This window comes from Maritimibacter sp. DP1N21-5, from assembly GCF_019218295.1.
In the GTDB taxonomy this organism is placed as follows: domain Bacteria; phylum Pseudomonadota; class Alphaproteobacteria; order Rhodobacterales; family Rhodobacteraceae; genus Maritimibacter.
Window position 1 is genome coordinate 18,438 of the sequence record NZ_JAHUZF010000001.1, and the last position, 24,352, is coordinate 42,789.

At 64.8% G+C, this 24,352-nt stretch carries 27 protein-coding genes; 16 read left to right on the top strand and 11 right to left on the bottom strand.

The genetic code is table 11. The annotated features are described in order from the left end of the window. Window positions 1-9: 9 nt before the first annotated feature. From KJP29_RS00040 to KJP29_RS00055, 4 genes are read right to left on the bottom strand one after another with little or no spacing between them, the layout of a single operon-like run. On the bottom strand, window positions 10-567 hold the full coding sequence (locus KJP29_RS00040) for a nuclear transport factor 2 family protein (RefSeq protein WP_218461491.1): 558 nt from the start codon (window positions 565-567) through the stop codon (window positions 10-12). Window positions 568-597: 30 nt separating this feature from the next. Then, the gene (locus KJP29_RS00045; protein WP_218461492.1) at window positions 598-1,755 is read right to left on the bottom strand and encodes a thiolase; all 1,158 of its coding nucleotides are present in this window, start codon (window positions 1,753-1,755) and stop codon (window positions 598-600) included. Next, window positions 1,752-2,123, bottom strand: coding sequence for a Zn-ribbon domain-containing OB-fold protein (locus KJP29_RS19410; protein ID WP_370630744.1), 372 nt, complete (start codon window positions 2,121-2,123; stop codon window positions 1,752-1,754). Before KJP29_RS19410 ends, KJP29_RS00045 begins: the two co-directional genes overlap by 4 nt. Window positions 2,124-2,132: 9 nt before the next feature. Next, the gene (locus KJP29_RS00055) at window positions 2,133-3,413 is read right to left on the bottom strand and encodes a CaiB/BaiF CoA-transferase family protein (RefSeq protein ID WP_218461493.1); all 1,281 of its coding nucleotides are present in this window, start codon (window positions 3,411-3,413) and stop codon (window positions 2,133-2,135) included. Between the two features lie 195 nt (window positions 3,414-3,608). Between KJP29_RS00055 and KJP29_RS00060 the strand changes: the two genes are divergently transcribed. From KJP29_RS00060 to KJP29_RS00080, 5 genes are read left to right on the top strand one after another with little or no spacing between them, the layout of a single operon-like run. Further along, window positions 3,609-4,370 carry an SDR family NAD(P)-dependent oxidoreductase gene (locus tag KJP29_RS00060; protein ID WP_218461494.1) on the top strand — a complete coding sequence of 254 codons (762 nt, stop codon included), beginning with the start codon at window positions 3,609-3,611 and terminating at the stop codon, window positions 4,368-4,370. Window positions 4,371-4,381: 11 nt separating this feature from the next. Next, a complete protein-coding gene (locus tag KJP29_RS00065) occupies window positions 4,382-5,665 on the top strand; it encodes an SRPBCC family protein (protein ID WP_218461495.1) in 1,284 nt (427 codons plus the stop codon). After that, window positions 5,649-6,122 (top strand): MaoC family dehydratase, encoded by a 474-nt coding sequence (locus KJP29_RS00070; RefSeq protein ID WP_218461496.1) that lies wholly within the window; start codon window positions 5,649-5,651, stop codon window positions 6,120-6,122. The genes KJP29_RS00065 and KJP29_RS00070 overlap by 17 nt, the downstream gene beginning before the upstream one ends. Beyond that, complete coding sequence (locus KJP29_RS00075; protein ID WP_218461497.1) at window positions 6,119-6,862, top strand: ThuA domain-containing protein; 744 nt, start codon at window positions 6,119-6,121, stop codon at window positions 6,860-6,862. Before KJP29_RS00070 ends, KJP29_RS00075 begins: the two co-directional genes overlap by 4 nt. Beyond that, entirely contained in the window at window positions 6,859-7,731 is an 873-nt protein-coding gene (locus KJP29_RS00080) for an alpha/beta fold hydrolase (RefSeq protein ID WP_218461498.1), read from the top strand. Before KJP29_RS00075 ends, KJP29_RS00080 begins: the two co-directional genes overlap by 4 nt. A 3-nt stretch (window positions 7,732-7,734) precedes the next feature. Here the strand turns inward: KJP29_RS00080 and KJP29_RS00085 are convergent, their stop codons facing one another. Both KJP29_RS00085 and KJP29_RS00090 read right to left on the bottom strand, forming a co-directional pair. Further along, window positions 7,735-8,061, bottom strand: coding sequence for a Rieske (2Fe-2S) protein (locus KJP29_RS00085; RefSeq protein ID WP_255553373.1), 327 nt, complete (start codon window positions 8,059-8,061; stop codon window positions 7,735-7,737). Window positions 8,062-8,064: 3 nt separating this feature from the next. Then, window positions 8,065-9,228, bottom strand: a complete 1,164-nt coding sequence (locus KJP29_RS00090; RefSeq protein WP_218461500.1) for an acyl-CoA dehydrogenase family protein — start codon at window positions 9,226-9,228, stop codon at window positions 8,065-8,067. 145 nt (window positions 9,229-9,373) lie between these two features. Between KJP29_RS00090 and KJP29_RS00095 the strand changes: the two genes are divergently transcribed. Genes KJP29_RS00095 through KJP29_RS00115 form a run of 5 tightly spaced genes read left to right on the top strand, consistent with a single transcriptional unit; the run spans window position 9,374 to window position 13,377 of the window. Beyond that, window positions 9,374-10,339 (top strand): thiamine pyrophosphate-dependent dehydrogenase E1 component subunit alpha, encoded by a 966-nt coding sequence (locus tag KJP29_RS00095; protein WP_218461501.1) that lies wholly within the window; start codon window positions 9,374-9,376, stop codon window positions 10,337-10,339. Window positions 10,340-10,350: 11 nt separating this feature from the next. After that, window positions 10,351-11,361: an alpha-ketoacid dehydrogenase subunit beta gene (locus tag KJP29_RS00100; protein ID WP_218461502.1), complete on the top strand. Its 1,011-nt coding sequence runs from the start codon at window positions 10,351-10,353 to the stop codon at window positions 11,359-11,361. 2 nt (window positions 11,362-11,363) lie between these two features. Continuing rightward, window positions 11,364-12,785: a 2-oxo acid dehydrogenase subunit E2 gene (locus tag KJP29_RS00105; RefSeq protein WP_218461503.1), complete on the top strand. Its 1,422-nt coding sequence runs from the start codon at window positions 11,364-11,366 to the stop codon at window positions 12,783-12,785. A gap of 59 nt (window positions 12,786-12,844) precedes the next feature. Next, on the top strand, window positions 12,845-13,099 hold the full coding sequence (locus KJP29_RS00110) for a type II toxin-antitoxin system CcdA family antitoxin (protein ID WP_218461504.1): 255 nt from the start codon (window positions 12,845-12,847) through the stop codon (window positions 13,097-13,099). Beyond that, the gene (locus KJP29_RS00115) at window positions 13,087-13,377 is read left to right on the top strand and encodes a CcdB family protein (RefSeq protein ID WP_218461505.1); all 291 of its coding nucleotides are present in this window, start codon (window positions 13,087-13,089) and stop codon (window positions 13,375-13,377) included. The genes KJP29_RS00110 and KJP29_RS00115 overlap by 13 nt, the downstream gene beginning before the upstream one ends. A 3-nt stretch (window positions 13,378-13,380) precedes the next feature. Here the strand turns inward: KJP29_RS00115 and KJP29_RS00120 are convergent, their stop codons facing one another. Further along, complete coding sequence (locus tag KJP29_RS00120; RefSeq protein ID WP_218461506.1) at window positions 13,381-14,064, bottom strand: GntR family transcriptional regulator; 684 nt, start codon at window positions 14,062-14,064, stop codon at window positions 13,381-13,383. 244 nt (window positions 14,065-14,308) lie between these two features. Here KJP29_RS00120 and KJP29_RS00125 point away from each other — a divergent pair, with 244 nt between their 5' ends. Then, entirely contained in the window at window positions 14,309-14,851 is a 543-nt protein-coding gene (locus KJP29_RS00125) for a VOC family protein (protein ID WP_218461507.1), read from the top strand. 11 nt (window positions 14,852-14,862) lie between these two features. Next, window positions 14,863-15,657, top strand: coding sequence for an SDR family NAD(P)-dependent oxidoreductase (locus KJP29_RS00130; RefSeq protein ID WP_218461508.1), 795 nt, complete (start codon window positions 14,863-14,865; stop codon window positions 15,655-15,657). 74 nt (window positions 15,658-15,731) lie between these two features. Here KJP29_RS00130 and KJP29_RS00135 read toward each other — a convergent pair whose 3' ends face one another. From KJP29_RS00135 to KJP29_RS00150, 4 genes are all read right to left on the bottom strand, one after another. Beyond that, window positions 15,732-15,920, bottom strand: coding sequence for a hypothetical protein (locus KJP29_RS00135; protein WP_218461509.1), 189 nt, complete (start codon window positions 15,918-15,920; stop codon window positions 15,732-15,734). Between the two features lie 86 nt (window positions 15,921-16,006). Further along, window positions 16,007-17,674, bottom strand: coding sequence for a class I adenylate-forming enzyme family protein (locus KJP29_RS00140; RefSeq protein ID WP_218461510.1), 1,668 nt, complete (start codon window positions 17,672-17,674; stop codon window positions 16,007-16,009). After that, a complete protein-coding gene (locus KJP29_RS00145; RefSeq protein ID WP_218461511.1) occupies window positions 17,671-18,501 on the bottom strand; it encodes a ThuA domain-containing protein in 831 nt (276 codons plus the stop codon). The genes KJP29_RS00140 and KJP29_RS00145 overlap by 4 nt, the downstream gene beginning before the upstream one ends. Before the next feature lie 21 nt (window positions 18,502-18,522). Beyond that, window positions 18,523-19,284, bottom strand: a complete 762-nt coding sequence (locus KJP29_RS00150; protein WP_218461512.1) for an SDR family NAD(P)-dependent oxidoreductase — start codon at window positions 19,282-19,284, stop codon at window positions 18,523-18,525. A 289-nt stretch (window positions 19,285-19,573) separates the two neighbouring features. Between KJP29_RS00150 and KJP29_RS00155 the strand changes: the two genes are divergently transcribed. From KJP29_RS00155 to KJP29_RS00170, 4 genes are read left to right on the top strand one after another with little or no spacing between them, the layout of a single operon-like run. Continuing rightward, the gene (locus KJP29_RS00155) at window positions 19,574-20,362 is read left to right on the top strand and encodes an enoyl-CoA hydratase/isomerase family protein (protein ID WP_218461513.1); all 789 of its coding nucleotides are present in this window, start codon (window positions 19,574-19,576) and stop codon (window positions 20,360-20,362) included. Between the two features lies 1 nt (window position 20,363). After that, complete coding sequence (gene lpdA / locus KJP29_RS00160; RefSeq protein WP_218461514.1) at window positions 20,364-21,788, top strand: dihydrolipoyl dehydrogenase; 1,425 nt, start codon at window positions 20,364-20,366, stop codon at window positions 21,786-21,788. A 12-nt stretch (window positions 21,789-21,800) separates the two neighbouring features. Further along, complete coding sequence (locus KJP29_RS00165) at window positions 21,801-22,739, top strand: aldo/keto reductase (protein WP_218461515.1); 939 nt, start codon at window positions 21,801-21,803, stop codon at window positions 22,737-22,739. Then, window positions 22,732-24,351, top strand: coding sequence for a GMC family oxidoreductase (locus KJP29_RS00170; RefSeq protein WP_218461516.1), 1,620 nt, complete (start codon window positions 22,732-22,734; stop codon window positions 24,349-24,351). Before KJP29_RS00165 ends, KJP29_RS00170 begins: the two co-directional genes overlap by 8 nt. Window position 24,352: the final 1 nt, after the last annotated feature.

The following is a 24,352-nucleotide window of genomic DNA, read 5'->3' on the forward strand; positions in this document are numbered from 1 at the left end:
AAACAGGGTCTATTCCGCCGCGTAATGCGTCGCCCAGTTCTGGTAGCAGTCGTAGCTTTCGGGATAGTCCGACACGCGGCGGTCGCCATAGGCGCGCATCCGTTTGTCTGATCCGAGCGCTTCGCCGTATTCCTCGACCGGGACGTAGTAGAGGAACTTCAGGAGCCGCGACTGGAACTGCCATTTCCCGTTGGTGCGGACATATTCGTCCTCGTAGCGGAGAGAGCCCACCAGGGTCTGGCCATTGCGGTGGGCTTCGGCGTGGCAGAAGACCTCGCCCTTGCCCTTGTTAGGGTCGTTCGGGTCGATCTCGATGATCGCGTCGTGGGTCCAGTGGACCGAGATGTCGAGCACCTCGAATCGCTTGCGATACATCTCCATGATCCCGTCGATGCCTTCGCCCACCATCATGCCGTCGGCCGAGCGCACGGTGGCATCCTCGGTGAAGATCGAGCGCAGGAGCGGCACGTCGCGGTCGTCGCAGGATTTGCAGTATTGCGCGATGATGTGCAGGATTTCGTTGCGGCTTTCGAGCCGGTCGATGCGGTCGAGAATGTCGTCGGTCATGGTTGGTCCTCCCAGTTGGTTGTCACCGGGTCAGAGGGTCGCCTCTGTCCCGAAAATCAGTGTCGCTTGTGACGACAGCACGCCGCCGTTGCCGTGGCTCACGGCGATCTCGGTGCCGGGCACCTGCCGTTCGCCCGCCTCGCCGCGTAATTGGCGGACGGCTTCGACCATGGTGAAGAGGCCGTACATGCCGGGGTGATTGCACGACAGGCCGCCGCCGTTGGTGTTCACGGGCAGCGCGCCGCCGGGGGCGATGGTGCCGGAGGCGACGAAGCGCCCGCCTTCGCCCTTGGGGCAGAACCCGAGGTCCTCGAGGAAGAGGATCGTGTTGATGGTGAAGGCGTCGTAGAGCTGCACCACGTCCACGTCGGCGGGCGTGATCCGGGCTGCGGCCATGGCGCGGGGGCCGGAGATGGCCGCGCCGGTGGTGGTGAGGTCGGGCATCGCCGCGATTTCCTTGTGCGTCACGGTCGCGGCCCCGCCCAGAAGCGGGATCGGGGCGCGGGTGTCGCGGGCGCGGTCCATGCGGGTCATGACGACCGCCGCCGCCCCGTCGGTGACGAGGCAACAGTCGGAGACCGAGAGCGGGGAAGAAATGATGCGGGCCGAGAGGAGCGCGTCGAGGGTGGTTTCGTCGCGAACGAAGGCTTCGGGATTCTTCTGCGCCCAGGCCCGGGCAGAGAGCGCGACATGGGCGAGGTCCTCGCGCGTCGTGCCGAAGTCGTGCATGTGGCGCGCGGTGGCGAGGGCGTAGCCGCCTACAGGCATCCTTGCGCCGTGCGGCGTTTCATAGGGCGAGGCGCGGAGCGCCGAGACGAGCTTGCCCGCGTTCGAGCGCTGGTTCGAGCCATAGGTGATGAGCGCCACGTCGATGAGGCCCGCGTTGAGGGCGAGAGCGGCGTGGATCGCGTGGCAGAGAAAGGCCGAGCCGCCCGTGCGGTTGTTGTCCACGATGGCGGGGGTGATGCCGAAGTATTCGGCCATGGCGAGCCCGCCCAGGTAGTCGTCGGGGAGCGCCACGAAGAGCCCGTCGACATCGGCGATTGAGAGCCCCGCGTCATCCAACGCGCGGTATCCCGCTTCCGCCGCCATTTCGAGGGCGGAGAAGCCGGGGCAGGTGCCGAGCCCGAAGGTCGAGGCGCCGACGACGGCGGTGCGGCCACGGGGGAAGGCGTCGGACCAGCTCATGTCGCCGGCTCGAAGATGACCGTCGGGATGTCGCCTTCCGTGACAACGCGCGCGGTCACGGCGTCGCCGATGGCGACTTGCGCCGGGTCTGCGCCGGGCATGTGCGACAGCATCCGCCCGCCTTCCTCGAGGTCGACCAGAACGATCACGCTCGCCGGTTCCGGCGGGCGTTTCGGCTGGATCGTGACCGCATGGATGGTGCCGCGTCCCGACATCGGCTCGAACCCGCCGAGCGCCCCGCCATGACCCGGCGCACGCAGGCGCGGGGGGAAGACGGCACGGCCCGAAAGGGGATCGCGTTGCAGCATGAAGCGGCCTTCGGCCAGATGGGCGAGATAGGCGGCCTCGGGGGCGGTGGTATCGGTCACGGCAAGCCCTCAGATGATCTTGTTGGCCCGCAAGTCTTCGATCTGGGCGTCGGTCAAGGTCAAGCGTTCCCGCAGGATCGCTTCGGTGTTCTCGCCCAGAAGCGGCGGCGCATTGGGATAGACGACCGGCGTGTCGGAGAACTTCAGCGGGCTGCCGACGACTTTGACATCGCCCATGACCGGGTGATTGAGCGTCACGAACATGCCGCGCAGCGCAAGCTGTTCGTCACGTTCGATGTCCTCCATATCGTTGATCGGCCCGCAGGAGACCTTGGCCGCGTTGATCGTGTCCATCCAGTGCTTCTTGCCGTGGTGGGACAGTGCCTCGGTCATGTCGCGGGTGAGGTCCTTGCGGTTGGCGAGACGGTCGCGCGACCGTTGATACTTCGTGTCGGTCGCCCATTCGGGATGGCCGAGCACCTCGGCCAGACGCGCGAACTCGCGGTCGTTGAAGGTCGCGATGAGGATATGCCCGTCCTTGACCGCAAAGACCCCGTTCGGCACCGCGGTCGGGTGGTCATTGCCCGTTCGAGGCAGGGGGGCCCGGGAGTTGAGCCAGGCCGAGAGCGAGTTCAAGAGAAGCGCGACCTGGCTGTCGAAAAGCGCGATGTCCACATGTTGACCGGTGCCGGACTTCTCGCGATGGAGGAGGGCTGCGAGGATGCCGATGACCGCGTTGTTCCCCGCCGTGATATCGGCGATGGGCACGCCCACCCGCATTGGTCCGGCACCGGTCATGCCGTCGGGCAGGCCGGTCACGGCCATCTGGCCGCCCATCGCCTGCACGAGATAGTCGTAGCCCGACCGGTCGCTATAGGGACCCGTCTGGCCGAAGCCGGTGATCGAGCAATAGACGAGCCGGGGGTTGATCGCCTTCAGGTCCTCGTAGCCGAGGCCGTATTTGGCGAGCGTTCCGGTGCGGAAATTTTCGATGAAGACATCGGTCTCGCGGATCAGACCCTTGAGGATCTCGGCCCCTTCGGGTTTCGCGAAGTCGAGGGTCAGCGATTTCTTGCCCCGGTTCACCGTCTGGAAATAGGTCGATTGCTCGAGTTCCGTGCTGGGCGACGTCACCCAGGGCGGGCCGAGCGTGCGCAGGTCGTCGCCTTCGCCCACCCGTTCGATCTTGATCACGTCGGCGCCGAGATCGGCGAGTGTCTGGCCTGCGAGCGGGCCGGCGACGACGCGCGAGAGGTCAAGAACGCGGGTGCCCGCGAGGATGCCCTTGGTCGGGGTGCCTGCGCCTTGTTCAGCGGACTCAGCGGGTCGATTCGATCTGTCGTCCAACATGTTCCTCCCAGTTTTCCTTCCGGCGTTTCGTGGTCGCCGACCCTGCAGGGTGTGCCCTGTGGGGTTTATGCATAAGCGTGTTTCTGGGTATACAATAGGACGGCAGTCATATACATGTAAAGCCGGATCGTAGGGAATGGACATCCGGATGGCATGCGCGGACGCTGATCGGGTGAATATGGGAGGACTTGGGCCATGGATCTGGGCCTTGAGGGACTGAAGGCGGCCGTATCGGGCGGCTCGCGTGGCATTGGCCGGGCGATTGCGGGATTGCTTGCCGAAGAAGGCTGTGACGTGTCGATCTGCGCGCGCGGGCAGGAGAAGATCGACGAGGCCGTGAAGGAATTCCAAGGTCACGGCGTGCGGGCCATGGGCCGTGCGCTTCAGGGCCGGGACGGCGAGGCGGTGCGCGGCTGGATGCGCGACACGGTCGAGGAACTGGGCGGGCTCGATCTGTTCGTCGCGAATCTCTCGGCCGGGGGCGGCACCGATGACGAACGCTATTGGTACCGGAACTTCGAGATCGACCTGATGAGCGCGACGCGCTCGGTCGAGGAGGCCTATCCCTCGCTCAAGAAAAGTGAGAACGCGAGCATCCTGATCATCGCGACCATGGCAGCGAGCGAGACCTTTGTCGCGCCGATGGCCTATAACAGCATGAAGGCGGCGCTGATCACCTGGTCCAAGCAGCTGGCCGAGTTCTACGCGCCCAAGGGCATCCGGGTGAATTGCCTGTCGCCGGGGCCGACGATGTTCCCGGGGTCGAACTGGGAAATGATCAAGGTGGCGCGGTCGCGCACCTTCACCAATGCCCTGCGCCAGCAACCGACGCGCCGCATGGGCGAAGCCGAGGAAATCGCCAGGGCCGCCGTGTTCCTGGCAAGCCCCGCTGCACGCTGGTGCGTGGGCTCGCATCTGCTGGTGGACGGCGGGTTCACCAAGGGCGTTCAGTTCTAAGGGAGGATGAGATGACCATTCACCGTATTCAGCCGGGCGACTTCACCAAGACCCCGATCGAAAAAACCGAAGACCCCGATTTCGGAACCGGGATGATCCCGAAGGAGCGCTACACCTCGCCCGACTTCATGGCGAAGGAATGGGACCGGCTCTGGACCAAGGTCTGGCTCTGGGGCTGTGCCTCCGAGGATATCGAGGAACCGGGCGACTATATCGTGACCTCGATCGGCAAGGAGGAGATCATCCTCACCCGTCAGCACGACGGCACGGCGCGCGGGTTCTACAACGTCTGCCAGCACCGGGGAAACCGGATCATGATGGGGCAGGGGAACGCGACGAGCTTCAAGTGCAACTATCACCATTGGGAATACCGGATCTCGGGCGAGTTCGAGAACATCCCCGACATCGAGACCTTCCCCCAAGGCGCGCCGCCCTGCGGCGGGCTGACCGAGGTGCGGGTGGAGGAGTGGAACGGCTTCGTCTTCTTCTGTCTCGACCCCGACGGCGAGAGTTTCGATGACTTCATCCATCCGCTGAAAGAACACCTCGGGCCATATCACTTTGACCGCATGGTGAAGGTGACGGACTGGACGGTGGAGTGGAACTGCAACTGGAAGACCAGCGTGGATGCCTTCAACGAGAGCTATCACGTGCAGGGCATTCACCCGGAGCTGCTTTATTACATCGAGGACAAGTTCCTCCAGATCGACACCTACGAGAAGCACAACCGCTATCTCATCCCGTTCTCGACCATCAGCCACCGGGTGAACGAGACGACGGAGATTCCGCATTTGATCAAGCACGCGATGAAGGCGGCGGGCATGGACCCGGCGGATTTCGACGGGCGGGTGAGCGAGGTGCGGCTCGCGTTGCAGGAGTTCAAGCGCAAGAACGGGCCCGCGATGGGGCTCGATTACTCGGACCTCAACGACGAGCAGCTCACGGACGATTATCACTACATGATCTTCCCCAATATCACGATGAACACCCATGCCGACGACCTCATGCTGTTTCGGCAGCGCCCGCATGAGACCGATCCGGACAAGATGTATTTCGATGCGCAGATGTTCAGACTCCTGAAGGCCGACGAGGAACGGCCGCGGAAGCCCCGGAACGAGCGGTTCAAACATGGCGAACGGAGCATGGGGCTGGTTATCGACCAGGATGCCGCGAACCTGCCGGGGGTGCAGCGGGGCATGCATTCGGCGGCCTTCGAGGGGCTCTGGCTTGGCGATCAGGAGCTGCGCATCCGCCATTTCCACAAGGTGCTGATGGACTATGTTGGAGAGGACTAAGTCGGACGTAAGCCCCGCGCGGAAATGGGAGGATCTGGAGATCGGGGAGGAAACCCGGTCTTCGCCGCTGAGCGTGAGCGCCGAGGACATCATGGAGTTCGCGGGGCGCTATGACCCGCAATATTTCCACAACGACCCCGAGGCGGCAAAGCAGTCGCTCTTTGGCGAGTTGGTGGCGTCGGGTATTCACACCGCCGCGCTCTGGCGGATCATGGATCACGAGGTGAACGGCAACGTCGACTGGGTCTGCGGGGTGCAGTGGGACGACGTGCGCTGGCGCAAGGCGGTGCGCGCGGGCGATACGCTCACCGCCGCGTCGCGGGTCGCGTCCAAGCGTGTGTCCAACAGCCGCCCCGGCGTGGGGCTAGCCGTGCTCGACCATTGGGTGACCAATCAGGACGGCGACGTGGTGTTTTCGTTTTCGTCCACCGATCTCGTTTACCGGCGGGCGGAATGAGCCGGGTCGATGTGCTCCTGATCACCGGCGGGCCGTGGCACGACATGGACCACGCGCGGCTGGAGCTCTTGGGCTTCATGGCCGAGGTCGAGGCGCTTCGCGTGACCGTGCGCGACCGCTATGACGCGGGCGATATCGCGGCGGCGGATATGATCGTGACCTATACCTGCAATTTGATGCCGGACGCGGAGGCGCGCGCCGCGTTGCGCGGGTTTCTTCAGGCCGGCGGGCGGTGGTTCGCGCTGCATGGCACGAACAGCCGGATGGTGCTGGACGGTGATGCGCCGGTGGTCTGCCCGTCCTTGCCTGAAGCGATGCGCGACATGCTGGGGAGCCAGTTCGCCGCCCATCCGGCGCCGGGGATGTTCAAGGTCACGCCGACCGACGCCGATCACCCGCTCATTGCCGGGATCGGGCCGTTTCGGGTGGCGGACGAGCAATACCTTCAGCACCACGAACCGGGCAACGACGTGTTGCTCACCACCACATTCAAGGGCGAGACGCCGCTCTTTGCCGAGGCCGAGTGGCCGGAGCAGGAGCATCAGGTGATGTATCTGCGCGACGTGGGGGCGGGGGCGGTGCTCTACCTCACGCTCGGGCATACGCGGGGGCGTTATGACATGCGGCCGCTGACCGAGGATTACCCCTTCGTCGAGCGGGGATCATGGCCGCATCCGGTGTTTCGGCAACTTGTGCGCCGGGGCATCCGCTGGGCTGCGAAGGAAGGGATTTACGCATGACATTGATGTGGATCGAAGACGGCGCGACCGCGATGGATTGGACCATGGACGATGGCGTGCGGATCGTGGGCGAGGCCTTTGGCGATCCGTCCGCTCCCTCTGTCCTGCTGATCCATGGTGGTGGGCAGACGCGTTACGCCTGGAGCCGGGTCGCGAAACGGCTGGGCCGGGCGGGGTATTACGCGGTGGCCATCGACCTGCGCGGCCATGGCGAAAGCGACTGGGACGAGGCGCAGGACTACAGGACCGAACGCTTCGGTCAGGATACGGCGACGATTGCGCGCAGCTTTGCCGTGCCGCCGGTGCTGGTGGGCGCGTCGCTGGGCGGCAATTCCGGGATGTTCGCGGTCGGGCGGTTCGCGCCAGAAGCGTTTCGCGGGCTGGTGCTGGTCGACATCACGCCGCAGATCGACGCGAAGGGGTCCGAGAAGGTCACGGGCTTTCTGGGCGAGCGGATGGACGAAGGATTCGCGAGCTTCGAGGAGGCCGCCGCCGCGATTGCCGCCTATCTGCCGGAGCGGCGCGGGCGGGCATCGAACATCGACAGCCTTGCACGCTACCTGCGGCAAAGGCCCGACGGGCGCTATCGCTGGCACTGGGACCCCGCGTTCATCGAAGGCCGAGCATCTTCGCGGCTCCGGCCCGAGACGGTTGCCGAGCTGAACGAGGCGCTGGCGGCGATCCGGGTGCCGGTGCTCCTGGTGCGGGGATCGAACAGCGAATTGGTGAACGACGAGAGCGTGGCAGCGTTCCTGCGGGTGAAGCCCGAGGCGCGGTTCGTCGACGTCACCGGGGCCGGGCACATGATCGTGGGCGACCGCAATGACGTATTCGCGGAAACGCTGGACGGGTTCCTGAAAGACCTGTGAGGATCAGCGGGCGGGTTTGACGAGGACTCGCCTGCCTTCGACCTTGACCTCGAACTTCGGCAGGTTCGGGCAATTGGTCTTGGCCTGACCCGTGCGGAAGTTGAAGCGCGCGCCGTGGTGGGGGCAGATGATGTCGTCGCCCTCCACGGGCCCGCCTTCGAGCTTGCCCATGCTATGGGTGCAGAAGCCGGAAAAGGCGACGATGTCGCCCGCTGCATTGCGGGCGAGCATGACGTCCTGTGATCCGATCGAGGTGAAGAAGACGCCCTTCTGCGGCACCTGCATGGTGGAGCAGGCGTCCTTGAAGTCCTTTTCGCCGGTCGGGATCATCACTCAGCTTGCCCGTTGGTTGAAGCGCCGCCCGACCATGGCCGAGGCGATGTTCACCTTCTGGATGTCGATGGCACCGCCGGCAATCCCCCAGCCCCAGCTGTCGCGCAGGCGCCGTTCCATCGGGTATTCCTTGGAGTAACCGTAGCCGCCCATGAGCTGCACGGCTGTGCCCGTCACCTCGCGGCTGATTTCGTTCGCGAAACATTTGGCGAGCGACGAATCGAGGATCGAGGGCATCCCGTCCTCGGCGTTCTTGGCGGCGCGGTGGATGAGCAGGCGAGCGGCTTCTACCCGCAGCTTCATCTCGGCCAGCTTGATCTGCACGCCCTGAAATTCCACGATGGGGCGGCCGAATTGCTTGCGCTCCTGCACGTAAGTCAGCACGTCATCGAGCGCGCCGGAGGCCTGACCCAGCGACATGGTGGCGTTGCCGCAGCGTTCGAGGTCGAAGGCCTCCATCAGTTTCTTGAAGCCGCCGCCGGGCACGATGATGTGGTCGAGCGGCAGTTCGATGTTGTCGAAATAGAGGTCCGAAGACGGCACGCCGCGAAAGCCCATCAGTTCTTCCTGCGGGCCGAAGGACAGGCCGGGCGTGTCCTTTTCCACATAGACCGCGCCGATGCCCTTGGCCCCCGGCACATCGTCGAACCGGCAATAGACCACATAGCCGTCGGCGTGACCGCCGCCCGAACACCAGCGTTTGGTGCCATTGAGGATCACCTTGTCCCCGACGACTTTCGCGTTGGTGCGCAGGTCGGTGAGCGCCGAGCCCGCATCGGGTTCCGACATCGACACGGCGACGACGATTTCACCGGCACAGACGCGCGGGATGACCTTTTCGCGCAAGGATTCGGGGGCGAAGTGTTCGATGGCGCGGACCGGACCGACGCAGCTTTCAAAGACCGGGAAGGCGACGGCGGACGAGATCTTGGCAAACTCCTCGACCACCAGCAGGGCTTCGAGATTGCCAAGCCCCAAGCCGCCATACTGTTCGGCCACATTGATCCCGAGGAACCCCATGTCTGCGTAGCGTTTGAGCCATTCGTGCGGCACGGGTTCGCACTTTTCCTCAAGCTCCTTGGCCAGTTCCGGCAGCTGTTCCTGAGCGAAACGCCGCGCGGCCTCTTGCAGGCTTTTCTGATCTTCGGTCAGCTGGAAGTCCATCTGGCCACACTCCTCCCGGTCTGTGAATACAAAAACAGGTCTTTTCATATACAAGAAAATCTGGGATGAGTATAGACAATCGCGAGACAAGCGAAAATTTGTGCGCGTCTGCCGGGTGACGGCGGGGCCGAAATGGGAGGACGACATGCAACAGAGCCCGGAACAGATCCGGCAGGCCTATCGCCAGATGCGGCTTATCCGCGAGTTCGAGGAACGCCTGCATATCGAGAACCCCAAAGGCGAGATCGCCGGGTTCACGCATCTCTATTCCGGGCAGGAGGCGATTGCGGTCGGCGTCTGCGAGAACCTGCGCGACGGGGATTACATCATTTCGACGCACCGCGGGCATGGGCATTGTCTGGCCAAGGGCTGCGACCCGCGCGGCATGATGCACGAAATTTACGGGCGCGCCGATGGGCTCGGCAAGGGGCGTGGCGGATCCATGCATATCGCCGACCTCGACAAGGGCATGCTGGGCGCAAACGGGATTGTCGGCGCGGGGCAACCCATCGCGGTGGGCGCGGCGCTCGCCTGCAAGGCCAAGGGCGACGGGTCGGTGTCGGTGAGTTTTACCGGCGACGGCGCGTCGAACCAGGGCACGGTGTTCGAGGCGATGAACATGGCGGTGGTGCTGAAGCTGCCGAAGGTCTTTGTGCTGGAAAACAACGGCTATTCGGAACATACCGGGGCGTCCTACGGCATCGGATCGGACCTCAAGACCCGGACCGAAGGCTTCGGTATCCCGGTCTACGAGGCCGACGGTTTCGATTACTTCTCGGTCTATGACGCGGCGCGCGAGGCGATCGAGGCGGCACGGGCAGGCAATGGTCCGGTCGCCGTGCTGGCCACGGCCACGCGGTATTTCGGCCATTTCGAGGGCGATCCGCAGAACTACCGCGCCAAGGACGAGGTGAAGAACTTCCGCGAGACCGTCGATGCGATGAAGACCATCCGCGAGAAGGTAACAGGGGCGGGCATCTTTACCGCCGAAGAACTGGACGAGATTGACGCCGAGGTCCTCGCGCTGATCGACAGTGCCGTGGAGAGTGCCCGCAACGGGCCGGTGCCGGGCGCGGACATCATGATGTCCGACGTCTATCTGGACTATTGAGGGGGGACGACATGGCACAGATGTCGATGCGCGACGCGCTCAATCAGGCGTTGCACGAGGAAATGGAACGCGATCACCGCGTGATCGTCATGGGCGAGGACGTGGCCGGTGGTTCTGGCGGCACTTCGGGGAATATCGAGGCGGCGGGGGGCATCTTTGGCGTCACGAAAGGGCTCAAGACGAAGTTCGGCGGGGATCGCGTGATCGACACGCCGATCTCGGAAAGCGCCATCGTGGGGCTTGCGAACGGGGCCGCGCTTGCGGGCCTGCGCCCGGTGGCGGAACTGATGTTCGCGGATTTCGTCGGCGTGTCGCTTGACCAGATCTTCAACCAGATGGCCAAGTTTCGCTACATGTTCGGCGGCAAGGCGACGACGCCTGTCGTGCTGCGCATGGCGATGGGCGCGGGGATGAATGCCGCCGCGCAACACAGCCAGACGATCTATCCGATGCTGTCGGCCATTCCGGGGCTGAAGGTCTGCGTGCCGTCCACGCCGGCGGATGCGAAAGGCATGATGAAACAGGCCATTCGCGACGACGATCCGGTGATCTTTTTCGAACACAAGGCGCTTTACTCCCGCAAGGGCGAGGTGCCGGAGGGCGAGTTTCTGACCCCCTTCGGCGAGGCGGCGTTGGTGCGCGAGGGTAAGGATGCGACGGTGGTGACGCTGGGCCGGATGGTGCCCTTTGCGATGAAGGCGGCCGAGAAGCTGGAGGCCGACGGGATCACCGTGGACCTCATCGATATGCGCACGACCTCGCCCATCGACGAGGAGACGATCCTTGAAAGTCTGTCGCAGACCGGTCGGCTCGTGGTGGTCGATGAATCGAACCCGATCTGTTCGATTGCCTCGGAAGTGGCGTCCATCGCCGTGACCAAGGGGTTCCACGACCTGCGAGCGCCCGTGCAGAAGATCACCGCGCCGCATACGCCGGTGCCCTTCGCCCGTGAGCTTGAACGCATGTATGTGCCCAGCCCCAACGATATCGAAGCGGCGGTGCGCGCCGTGCTGGAGGTGTGAAGATGACCCAGATTACGCCGATCACACTGCCCAAATGGGGTCTTGAGATGTCCGAGGGCACGGTCACGGGCTGGCATCTGAAACCGGGGGACAGCGCCGAAAAGGGCGCGGAGCTGGTGGATGTCGAGACCGACAAGATCGTCAACTGCGTCGAGTTGGACGCGCCGGGGACCCTGCGCCGGATTTTGGTGGACGAGGGCGAGGTCGCCCCGGTCGGGGCACTCATCGCCGTCATGGCGGATGAGAGCGTCGAGGAGGCAGCGATCGACGCTTTCGTTGCGGAATTCAAGCCGGTGGATGCGAGTTTCGAGCCGTCGGAGGGCGAGGACAAACCGGCGAAAGCCGAGGCGGCGCCCACGCCGGAAGCGCCAAAGTCAGAGGTGAAAGCCACGCCGCTCGCCCGTCGCACGGCAGAGCAGTCGGGGGTCGACCTGAGTGCGGTGCAGGGATCGGGCCACAAGGGCAAGGTCATGCGCGACGATGTGGCGAAGGCCGGCTCCAGTAGCGGGGTCTCGAAGAAGTCCGCCGAAGAGGTGCGGGCTGAGAACGCGGGCGTCCATGCCAGCCCCATCGCGGTGAAATTCGCCAATGAGGTCGGCCTTGGGCTGTCCGGGCTGAAGGGCACCGGGCGCAAAGGCCGGGTCTCGCTTGGCGATGCAGAAGAGGCGGCGATTGCGGCTGGTATCTGGTCGCGTCCGGCAAAGGTCGCGCGCGGTGTCGTAGATGTGGCGGGACCGGCCTCTGGCAGCGAGCAGCCGTTCACGGGGATGCGCAAATCCATCGCCAGGGCGCTGGTGCATTCCAAGCAGACCGTGCCGCATTTCTACACCACCGTCGATCTGCGGGTCGATGCGCTCATGGATCTGCGCAAGGGCATGAACGCGGCGGGGGAGGGGGCCAAGATCTCGGTCAACGACTTCCTCATCCGGGCCTGCGGTGTCGCGCTCGGCCAGCATCCGGGCGTGAACGTGCATGTGTCGGACGTGGGCGTGACGCTGTTCGACAGTGCCGATGTGTCGGTCGCGGTGGCGATCGAGGGCGGGCTCATCACGCCGGTTCTGCGCGACGTGGGCAACCGGGGGCTTCGTGACATCGCTGCGGGAGCGGCCGATCTGGCCGCGCGCGCCCGGTCGCGGGAGCTGACGGCGGAGGAACTGAAGGGCGGGACCTTCACGCTCTCGAACCTCGGCATGTTCGGGGTGCGCGAGTTCGACGCGATCATAAACCCGCCGCAGGGGGCGATCCTCGCCGTCGGCGGGCCGCGTCGCGAGGCGGTCGAGCTGCCGGACGGTGGCGTGGGCTTTGCCACGATGACCTCGGCCACGCTGTCGGCGGATCACCGGGCCATCGACGGCGCGCTCGCTGCACAGTTCCTGGCCACGCTCAAGGGGCTGGTCGAGGACCCGATGCGGCTGCTTCAGTAAGGTTGATACCTGCGAATAGCGGTATATATTGGCGGTAGACCTTTAGGGGAGTGCCGCCAATGCCCTCTGCCGCCAAACGCAAGACGTCGCTGTCGCTGGATGCTGTCGCCCTGGACGAAGCCAAGGCGCTCGGCCTCAATGTCTCGGCGCTCGCCGACGAGGCTTTGCGCGAGGCGGTTCGGCGGGAACAGGCCCGGCGATGGGTCGAGGAAAACGCTGAAGCTTTCGCCGCGCAGCGCAAGTGGCATGAGGAACATGGGCATCCCGCACTCGACATCATGGCCGGTCCGGGGGCTGATACGTGGAGGAGATAAGCCGTTTCGACATCGTCGAGGCAGGCGGAACGCTTTACGTCGTCGTCGAGAGCGACATCCTTCCGCCCGACAATGCCGTGGTCGTCATTCCCTTGCTCAGGGGCTATCCGGGGCTGCCGCGCCTGAATCCGACGATTGCGTTCAAGGGTGACACTTACGTTCTGGCCACGCGCCTGATCGTTGCGGTCGTAAGGCCCGCTTTGACCGTCGTCGGCAGCGCAGAGGCGCAGGCGGATGACATCACCCGCGCCCTGGATATGCTGCTTTACGGCTTCTGAGGATCAGCCGGCGTTGACGGCCTTCGCCTCGCGGTCGCCCATGGCGATATATTCGGCCAGCACGTCGCCCTGCACGTTGGTGTGCTTGCGGAACAGCTCGGCGGCCTGATCGTATTCGCCCGCGACGATGGCCTCCATGATGGCCTCGTGGTCCTTGAGGTTGTTCTCGGACCGGCCCGGATAGCCAAGCTGGAAGCGGCGGTAGGGGACCAGCTTGATGCCGAGGCGATTGGTCGTCTCGATCAGCTCGTGGTTATGCGTGCCCTCGATCACCATGAGGTGGAAGCGGCGGGACAGCGTGTAATACTTGTCGTGGTTCCCGGCCTCGTAGGCTTCGACCGATTGCTCGTGCAGCTTGCGCAGTGCCTGACGTTCCTGCGGAGTCATGCGGCGGGCGGCGAATTTCGCGCAGATGCCTTCGAGCTCGGACATTACCTCGAAAAGGCGGATCATGTCGGAAAGGTCGATCTGCGTGACGATGGCGCCCTGACGGGGCTTTTTCTCGACGAGACCTGATTGGATCAGTTGCAACATCGCCTCGCGCACGGGCGTGCGAGAGACCGAGAACCGCCGCGCAAGCGCCTCTTCATCGAGGGAGGCGCCCGGGGGGAGCCGGCCTGTAAAGATGTCGTTTTCCAGTGAAAGTCTCACGGATTCTGCGTGGGTCAGGCCTGCGGTCTTTGCCATGTCAGTGCGTTCCTTCTGTGAGGCACCCCGGTTTCAGATGAATTTTCCGGTGTTTCGTATTTTTAGAATAGCATTTCACATACCGAAATATCCAGCCTTGGATTCGATAAAAACCCCCTTCAAAGGTCTTAGTTTCGGAGCGTTGCGTTGAAGTCGCGCTCAAACTTGGGTTGAGGATACAACAAAGATTCTCGTTTCTAGTATGCTCACAAGATGATAACCGTATACAAAATGGGAGGAGCCTATGAGCCGGATTTTCGACGAGGTGCGCCAGATCGGCTATGTGACCGACGACATGGAACGCACGCTCAGGTTTCTGCACAAGACGGCGGGGATCGGCCCGTGGTTCGTCGCCTGGGACATTCCGGTGCCGGAATGCCGCTATCGTGGACAGCCGCTCGACATCAGGATCGACGCGGCGCTGGCCAATTCGGGCGGCGTCCAGATCGAGGTGATCCAGCAGCACAGCCCGGACCCCAGCATCTACACCGAGTTCGCGGAAAAACACGGCTTCGGCCTTGTTTCGCAGCATCTGTCGTCCTGGTCGGAGCGCTATGACGAGGTCATGCGCGAGGCCAAGGCGGCGGGCTACCAGACGGCGCAGGAGGGGCGGTCGGTTCATGGGCGCTTTGTCTACTACAGCCACCCGGACGAGTCGGATTTCGTCTTCGAGGTGTCCGAGCTGACGCCGGGACGACGGTCGATGTTCGACCAGATTCGCGAGGCGGCGGTGAATTGGGACGGGTCCGACCCGATCCGCGACGGCTGGCCGGAACCGAAGGATTGAGGGAGAGAGACATGCGTTTGAACGGAAAACGGGCGGTCATCATCGGGGCCGCGGGCGAGGGCAACCTCGGGCAGGTGGTGGCGCGGCAGTTCGCGGCGGAGGGCGCGAGCGTGCTGGTCGCCGGGCGTCACGAAGAGCCGCTCGCGGCGTTGGCGGAGGAGATCGGGGGGCATTACGCGATTGCCGACATCTGTGACGAAGGGCAGCTTGCCGCGCTCGGGCAGGCGGCGGTCGACAAGATGGGTGGTCTAGACATCGCGGTGAATGCAACCGGGTGGGGGCTGCTGACGCCCTTCCTCGACACCACGCGGGAAGAGCTCGAGCGCATGGTGGCGCTTCAGTTCGTCGGGCCCTACCAGTTCTTTCAGGCGATGCTGCGGGTGATGGACGACGGTGGGTCGATCGTGCAGGTCTCGAGCGCGACGGCGAAGATCATGATGGAGGATCACGCCGCCTATATGGGCACGAAGGCGGGGATCGACCACGTGGTGCGCTGCATCGCGAACGAATTCGGGGCGCGCGGCATCCGGGCCAACTCCGTCGCGCCGGGGTTCACCGCCTCGCCGATGACGGAACGCGCGGCGCGCAATCCGGCGGTGGTCGGGGCCTTCGCCAAGGAATATCCGCTGGGCCGTGTGGGCACGCTCGACGATACGGCGGAGGCGATCACCTGGCTCTGCACGGACGGGTGTTTCATCACGGGCGAAGTGGTTCAGGTGAACGGTGGCGTCACGCTGCGCCGGAACCCGACCAATGCCGAGATCGTGGCAGCGGCGAAAGCGGCCAAGGCGGCGCGGGAGGCGTAAGGGCCCGTCCCGGCCTTGTCCTGCGGCGCGAAATGCGAAGCCCCGGATCAGGTCCGGGGCGCGTGCTCTCGCGCTCAATCGCCCTTGAGCGGATCGGCTTCGGGATCAGGTTTGTCGATCTCGTCCGCGTCGGTCTGTCCGGTCGCGGACTGGAACCTGGGCCCCGAGCGTTTGCCGACGCGGGACTTGCGCGAACCGACAGAGGCCGGCTTGTCGAGAAACTCGGCAAGGTCGAATTTCGGTTTCATGGAAAACATAGCCATGGTCAGTCTCCGTTCTGTTGCGGCGACGGACGTGACGCTTATCCATACTTGGGGACGAAGGCACCAGATTGTAAGGGCGACCGGGACTAGCTCGCCTTCGCGCGCAGCTTCGGGTCGATCTTCTCATCCGCCGAGAAGTCTCGCGGGAGTTTGAATTTCTGTATCTTGGTGGTGGACATGGGCCAGTCCGATACGATCCGCACGTAGCGCGGAATCTTGTAGCTGGCGATATGGCCGAGGCAGAAATCGACAACCTCTTCCGGGGTGAGTGTCGCGCCCGGCGCCAGTTCGACAAAGGCGGCGGCGACCTCGAACAGGTGGTCGTCGGGGACGCCGATGACCTGCGCGATCTGGATGTCGGGATGGGCGCAGAGGAAAGTTTCGATCTCGAGCGCGGCGACGTTTTCGCCGCCGATCTTGAGCATGTCCTTCAGCCGCCCGTCATAGACGATGCGCCCGTCGGGCCGCACGATGCCCATGTCGCCGGTGCGGAGCCACCCGTCCACGAGAGTCTTTTCCGTCTGCTCCGCATCCTTGTAATAGCCGTCGAAAAGCGCCCAGCCGGAGAGCCAGATTTCGCCGCGTTCGCCCGGCGGAAGGTCGGCGAGGGTTTCGGGGTCCACCGCCTTTGCACCGAGCCCGTCGAAAGGGCGGCCCGAGACCACGGCGGCATCGGCCTGCGGATCGGCGGGGTCGGTGTAGCAGGGCACGCCGGTCGCCTCGGTCAGGCCATAGGCGTTGATGTAGTGCGACTGCGGGAAGAGCCGCATGTATTTCTCGATCGTCTCGGCGGGTCCGACCGTGTGCAGATAGCGCAGCGCCGAGAGGTCACGGGTCTGGAAGTCCGGGTGGTTGATCACGCCGTTCACGAGGGTTGGGAAGGAGAGGTAGCCGAAGGTCACATGCTCTTCTTCCATCAGGCGCAGCGCTTCGCCGGGATCGAAATGCGCGGTGCCGATCTGCGCGGCGCCCGAGGCACGGCAGGCGGCCATGGGAAGCATGGTGGACATGTGGAAGAAGGGCAGCGGGTTCATCACGGAGTCGCCGGGCTTCAGGTCGAAGCGTTCGGCAAAGGCGGCGCCGATCATGCCGAGCGTGCGGTGGTTCAGCATGCAGGCCTTTGGGTGGGCCGTGGTGCCCGAGGAATACATCATGAGCGCATGGGCATCGGGGGACACCGCATCGCGGGCGGAGGCGACCCTGTCGTCGGTGATCCGCGCGCCCGCGTCGAGGAAGGCGGTCTGGTTCGGCCAGCCGTGGTCGCGGCTGTCGGAAATGTTGAAGATGGCGCGCAGGCCCGGCGCGTCTTGCAGCTCGAGCGCCCCGCCGCGCCAGTCGGCGAGCGACGGATACATACGGCACAGCATGGCGTGGAAATCCATGTGCGGCATGGCATGGCCACCGATGAAGAGCACGTCCATGTCGGAGTGCGAGATCGCATAGGCGAGATCGTCGTCCTTGAAGCGCGCGTTGATCGTGAGCGCGGTCGCCCCGATCATCCCGCAGGCATAGAAGAGCCGGACGTAATCGGCGCAATTGGGCATGAGGATGCCGATATGGGCGCCGGGTTTCACCCCGGCCGCGATCAGCCCCTTGGCCCAGAGCATCGCCTCGGCGTCAAGTTCCGCCCAGGTGAGCCGGGTCCCGTCGATGAGAAGCCCGGTGGCCTCCGGCCATTTCCGCGCGGCCTCGGCCAGAGTCTGGGCCGAGGTCAAACGGCCTGCGGCTACGACGGCGTCGGAAGGGTGGGTCATGCGTTTGCCTTTTCCCCGCGCGCCCAGGCGGCGGCGTCCTCGCTGGTCACCCAGTCGATGGCGTTGCGCAATAGGCGGCGGAAGTTGTCGTTGCCGAAGGTCGCGCCGTCGTTGCCCATCTGGATCGTCACGGTCGGCGCATTGCCGGAGCGCTTGGCCCAGGCGACGAGGTTCGTGCCGGGGCCGTGGTCCCAGCCGTCGCGGGTCCACATCCGGGCCTCGAGCGCGTTCTTGGCGGAATAGAAATTTTCTTGGGTAAAGCCGAAATCTGCGGTCAGAAGGGGCACGATGTCATCTTCGAGCGTCTCGAACAGATAAAGCTCGTCGGTGATCTCGAACCCGTCCTCGAGACCTGCCGTCACAGGATGGGTGCCGACGGGCGTGGCCTTGTAGGTCGCCGGAAAGACATAGCCGGAGTCCGGGTAATCGCGTCCCTTGTAGGTGCCGGGCTGGTAGAAGAACCGCGCCCCGATCGCCTCGGCATAGTCGTCCCATGTGGGCCAGCCCGCCACGGCATGGTGCAGAAACACCATCGGCTTGCCCGCGTCGAGGAGGTCGCGAAACCCGGTCTTCATCGCCTCGGACGGGTCCACCATGAGGGGCGGTTTCGGCGTTTTGAACTGGATCCCCGGCACGTCGTAGAACACCAGCGCGCCGAAGTCCGCACAGCCCGCAGGCGACAGCATCGCCGCCGTCGCGGGCTGTTCCACATGGGTCCAGGTCATGCCGCGCATCGCGTCCCACATCGCGAAGAAGGCGCTCGTGTCGAAGGGATGCCCCTTGGTCGACACGAGCACGTTCAGGGGGGCGTCGTAGCGGATGACCACGGGGCTATCCTCTGAACGGCCTTAGAACTGGACGCGCTTGGTGAAGCCACCGTCCACGATCAGGTTGGTGCCCGTGACCCAGCTTGCCGCGTCCGAGGCGAGGAAGGCGATGCATTTCGCCACCTCGTCGGCCTCGCCCATCCGCCCGTCGGGTTGCTGCGCCATGATCGAGTTGAAGAAGGCCTCGTCGTTCTGGCGGATCTGGTCCCAGCTGCCGCCTTCGATGAGGATCGGGCCGGGGGACACGACGTTGAGGCGGATGCCGCGCTTGGCGTGGGCCTGGCTCAGTTGCTTGGCGTAGGTGATGAGCGAGGCCTTGATCGCGTTGTAGGGCATGGGCGCGATGAAGGTTTCCACGGCGGCGGTGGTCGAGATGAAGACAACGCTGGCGTTGCCCGATGCTTTCAGCGCCGGGAAGAGCGCGTCGAAGCCGCGCACGCAACCCATGAGGTCGATCTCGAAGGCTTTGTACCAGGACTTCTCGCCCTCCATGCCGCCGCCCGCCGACACGCCGGGGACGAAGATGTCGCAGCCACCAAGTGCTTCGGCGGCGTCCGTGAGCCACTTCTGGTAACCCTCGACGTCCTTCACGTTGGCGGTGCCGCCGATGATCTTGGTGCCGTAGCCCTCGAGCTCTTTCGCGGTCTTGTCCACGTCGTCCTGCGAGCGCGCGCAGAAGGCGATGTCGCAGCCCTCGGCCGCGAGAATTTCGACGAGCGCGCGGCAGATGCCCTTGGTCGCGCCGGTGACGATGGCTTTCTTGCCCTTGAGGCCAAGGTCCATGATGTTCCTCCCATGCTCGGCCGTATTGGCCCGATAGATAAGCTGTATACAGAAAGACGAAAACGCACCCGGTTTGCAACCCCAAAGTTTCCCATGAGATTCAGGCGGGCCGGCGGCTATCCTGAATCAATCTCAATGAAATAAGGGGTATCTGCGGGGTTACTGCTGTATGCAGAAACATGCCTATTTACACACAACTAGTGAATTCCCTATACAGGAAAGCGGGAGGACAGCGCAGAATGACCATCGACCTGACCAGGGAGTCGCAGGTGAACCGGGGCCTTTCCTCATGAGTGCCGGGGAACTTGTCATCACCACCGTGGACGGACCCGTAGCGGAGCTTCGTCTCAATCGCCCCCAGGCGCTCAACGCGCTTGATCTTCCCTTGGCGCGCGCGCTGGCGGCGGCGGTGGATGAGATTTCCGGGCGGGCCGATGTTCGCGCTGTCCTCATCACCGCCGAGGGGCGGGGCTTCGTTGCCGGTGGCGACGTGAGCGCCATGGCCGCCGATCCGCAGCGCGGACACGAGGTGGTGGACGATCTTCTCGCCGTGCTGAACCCGGCCATTCTGGCTCTGCGCAACGGCCCGCCGGTCATCGCTGCCGTGCGTGGCGTCGCGGCTGGAGCGGGGCTGTCGCTTCTGGCGGGGGCCGATCTCGTGGTGCTGGACGAGGCGGCGAAGCTCGTCTTTGCCTACGATCAGGTAGCCGGGGTCGCCGATTGCGGGGGAAGCTGGTTCCTCACGCACAAGATCGGGCGGGGTCGGATCATGGAGATGCTGCTGCTTGGGCGCCCGATGACGCCCCAGACCGCGCTGGCGCTCGGGCTGGTCACGGAACTCGCGCCCGAAGCCGAAGTCGAGGCGCGGGCGCGCGAGATGGCCGCCAGGGTCGCCCGTGGGCCGACCGCGAGTTTCAACCACGTGCGCGCGCTGGTCGATGCCGCGGCACATGCGACACTCGTCGACCAGCTCGCCGCCGAACGCGCGGCTTTCGTGGCCGCCGCCCAGTCGGACGATTTCCGCGAAGGTGTCGCGGCCTTCACCGCGCGGCGCAAACCGGAGTTCAAGGGATATTAGAATGGCAGACTACGACGTGATCATCATCGGCGGCGGGCCGGGCGGCTATACCGCCGCGATCCGCGCCGCGCAGCTGGGCCAGAAGGTGGCGGTGGTAGAGCGGGAGCACTTGGGCGGGATCTGTTCGAACTGGGGCTGCATCCCGACCAAGGCGCTCCTGCGGTCGGCCGAGATGCTGACGACCGCGGGGCATATGGCCGACTACGGGATCAAGCTGACAGGCAAGGCGACGCCGGATGTGGGTGCCATCGTCGCGCGTTCGCGCGGGATTGCCGAGCGGATGGCGGGGGGCGTGGGAATGCTCCTCAGGAAGAACAAGGTGGATGTGATCTGGGGGCAAGCCAGCCTCACCGGTCCCGGCAGTGTCGAGGTCACGTCGCCCAAGGAGGCACGACAGCCGCAGGCCCCGCTGCCCAAGGGCGCCAAGGGACCGGGGCAGTACACGGCAAAGAATGTGGTGATCGCTACCGGCGCACGGCCGCGTGCGCTTCCGGGGATGGAGCCGGACGGGAACCGCATCTGGACCTATTTCGAGGCATTGGTGCCTGCGGACGTGCCGAAGTCGCTCGTCATCGTCGGGTCGGGCGCCATCGGGATCGAGTTCGCGAGTTTCTATGCCGCGATGGGCACGCAGGTGACGGTGGTCGAGCTTCTGCCGCGCATCCTGCCGGTGGAAGATGAAGAGGTCTCGGCCTTCGTGGCGAAGGCCCTGACCAAACGCGGGATTGCGCTGCGCACGGGCATGGGCGTCGAGGGCGTGACCACGGGCAAGAAGGACGTGACCGTGACCCTCGCGGGTGGCGAGACGATCAAGGCGGAGCGGCTATTGTCCGCTGCCGGGGTTGTGGCCAACACCGAGGGGCTGGGGCTGGAAGCACTTGGCGTCACGATGGAGCGTGGCGTGATCGCGGTGGACGGGGCCGGGCGCACGAATGTGCCGGGCGTCTGGGCCATCGGCGACATCACTGGTGCGCCGATGCTCGCGCACAAGGCCGAGCACGAGGCGGTGATCTGTGTCGAGGCGATCGCGGGCAATCATCCCCACGCGATGCGGCGCGACCGTATTCCCGGCTGCACCTATTCCGATCCGCAGGTGGCGAGTGTGGGTCTGACCGAGGCGGCGGCCAAGGCGGCGGGGCGGTCGGTCAAGGTGGGCAAGTTTCCCTTCATAGGCAACGGCAAGGCCATCGCGATGGGCGAGGATCAGGGCATGGCCAAGGTGATCTTCGATGCCGGGACCGGCGAATTGCTGGGCGCCCATCTGGCAGGGCCCGAGGTCACGGAACTGATCGCGGGTTTCGTCACGGCGATGGAGCTGGAGGCGACCGAGGCCGAGATATTCGACATCGTCTTCCCGCATCCGACGATTTCCGAGGTTGTGAAAGAAGCCGCGCTGGCCGCCTATGGCCGGGCCATCAATATCTGAGGAGGACGGCGCATGGAGTATCGTAATCTCGGGCGGTCGGGGCTGAAGGTTTCGGCGGTCGGACTGGGCTGCAACAACTTCGGCTGGACCATCGACGAGGCGCAGAGCCGCGCCGTGGTGGATGCCGCCATCGACGCCGGGGTGACGTTTCTGGACACCGCCAATGTCTATGGCGGCGGCGGCAAGTCCGAGACGATGCTGGGCAATATCCTCGGGGACAAGCGGCAGAAGGTGCTCCTGTCCACGAAGGTTGGGCTGGAGATGCCGGACGGCACCAAGGGCGGCAGCCGGTGGAACGTCATGGCCTCAGTCGAGGACAGTCTGAGGCGGCTCAAGACCGATTACATCGACCTGTATCAGCTTCACTGGTCGGATCCCTCGACCCCCATCGACGAGACGCTGCGCGCGTTCGACGACCTGATCCGGGACGGCAAGGTGCGCTATGTCGGGGCCTGCAACCTTGCGGCCTGGGAAGTGGTCGAGGCCGAGTATCTGGCGCGGGAGCTTGGCACGCATCGGTTCGTTTCCATTCAGGACGAACTGAGCCTCCTCGTGCGCGGGAAGGAAAAGACGCTGCTGCCGGCACTCGACCGCTATGGCGTCGGGTTTCTGCCCTACTTCCCGCTCGCCTCGGGTCTGCTCACGGGCAAATACAAGCGTGAGGAGGGCGTGCCGGAAGGAAGCCGTTTCGCAAAACTCGACCGGATGGCGACGCGCTATCTCACCGAGGCCAACTGGGACAAGACCGAGGCGCTCATGGCGTTCTGCGAGGCTCGGGGGAAATCGCTGGTCGAACTGGCGTTCTCCTGGCTCCTGACCCGACCCACTGTGGCGAGCGTCATGGCAGGCGCGACGAAGCCCGAGCAAGTCACGGCGAATGTGGCGGCGACGGGTTGGGTGCTGAGTGCCGAGGATCTGGCCGAGATCGACCGGATCACGGGCGATGCCTGAGACTTACGACTACATCGTCGTGGGCGCGGGGTCGGCGGGTTGCGTCGTCGCCGCGCGTCTTTCGGAAGACCCCAAGGCGCGGGTCCTGATCCTCGAGGCGGGGCCGGAAGACAAGGCCTTCTGGATCACGCCGCCGATGGGATACCCCATGCTGTTCACCGATCCGCGCGTGAACTGGATGTTCGAAAGCGAGCCGGAGCCGGAGCTCAGGAACCGCAGGATGTATCACCCGCGCGGCAAGGTGCTGGGCGGGTCGAGCGCGATCAACGGGATGCTTTATATCCGCGGGCACCGCGAGGATTACGACCTCTGGCGGCAGATGGGGAACACCGGCTGGGGCTGGGAGGATGTGCTGCCCTATTTCAAGAAGGCCGAGGACAATGTGCGCGGCGCTGACGATTTCCACGGTGTCGGCGGGCCGCTTAGGGTGTCGGATCAGGCGGGCGGGTCGCCCGTGGCCGATGCCATCGTCGCGGCGGCGGTCGAGGCAGGGATCCCGCGCAACCCGGATTTCAACGGGGCCGAGCAGGAGGGCGTGGGATATTTCCAGACCACGACCAAGGACCGCAAGCGCTGGTCCTCCGCGCGCGCCTATCTGCACCCGGCGCGGGGACGGTCGAACCTCATCGTGGTGACGGGCGGTCATCTGACGCGGGTTCTGCTGGACGGCAAGCGGGCGGTGGGGATCGAATACCGGACGGCCAAGGGGATCGAAACGGCGCGGCTTTCGGACCGGGGCGAGGTGGTGCTGTCGGGCGGGGCCTTTGGCTCGCCGCAGATGCTGCAACTGTCGGGCATCGGTCCGGCGGGGCATCTGGCCGAGAGGGGCGTGCCCGTGGTGCATGATCTGCCCGGCGTGGGCGAGAACCTGCGCGACCATTTCTACTGCTCGCTCATGTTCAAATGCCGGGAGCCGATTACGATCAACGAACTGGCCAATTCCAAACTGAAGCAGGTGATCGCCGGGGCGCAATATGTTCTGGCCAGACGCGGGCCGCTCGCGTCCAACGGTATCTTTGCGGGGATTTTCATGCGGTCCTCGCCGGACAAGCATCGTCCCGACATTCAGGTGAACACCAACATGTGGACCGTGGCGAGCCGGACGAAATCGGGGATGAAGGCGCATGATCATCCGGGCTTCACGATGAGCCCTGTGCACCTCGACCCTCGTGCGGTCGGCACCCTGCGGCTGGCGAGCGCCGACCCGATGGCCGCGCCCGCGATCCGGCAGAACTTCTTCGAGGATCCGGTGGACCGGGCGACGATGGTGCGGGCGGTGGAACTGATCCGCGACATCGCGCGGCAACCGGCGTTGGCGGGGTTCATGGAGGAAGAGATCGCGCCGGGGCCGGGTGTCGATGGGCCCGAGGCGATCGAGGACTGGCTGCGTGGTGCTGCGATTGCCAACCTGCACCCGGTTGGCTCCTGCATGATGGGGCCTGACGCGGGGCAGGGGGCGGTCGTGGATGCGCGGCTGCGGGTTCACGGGATCGACGGGCTGCGCGTTGCCGATGCCTCGATCATGCCGCGCCTGCCGGCGGGCAACACCAATGCGCCCTGCATCATGATCGGCGAGAAATGCGCCGACATGATCAAGGCGAACGCGAGATAGG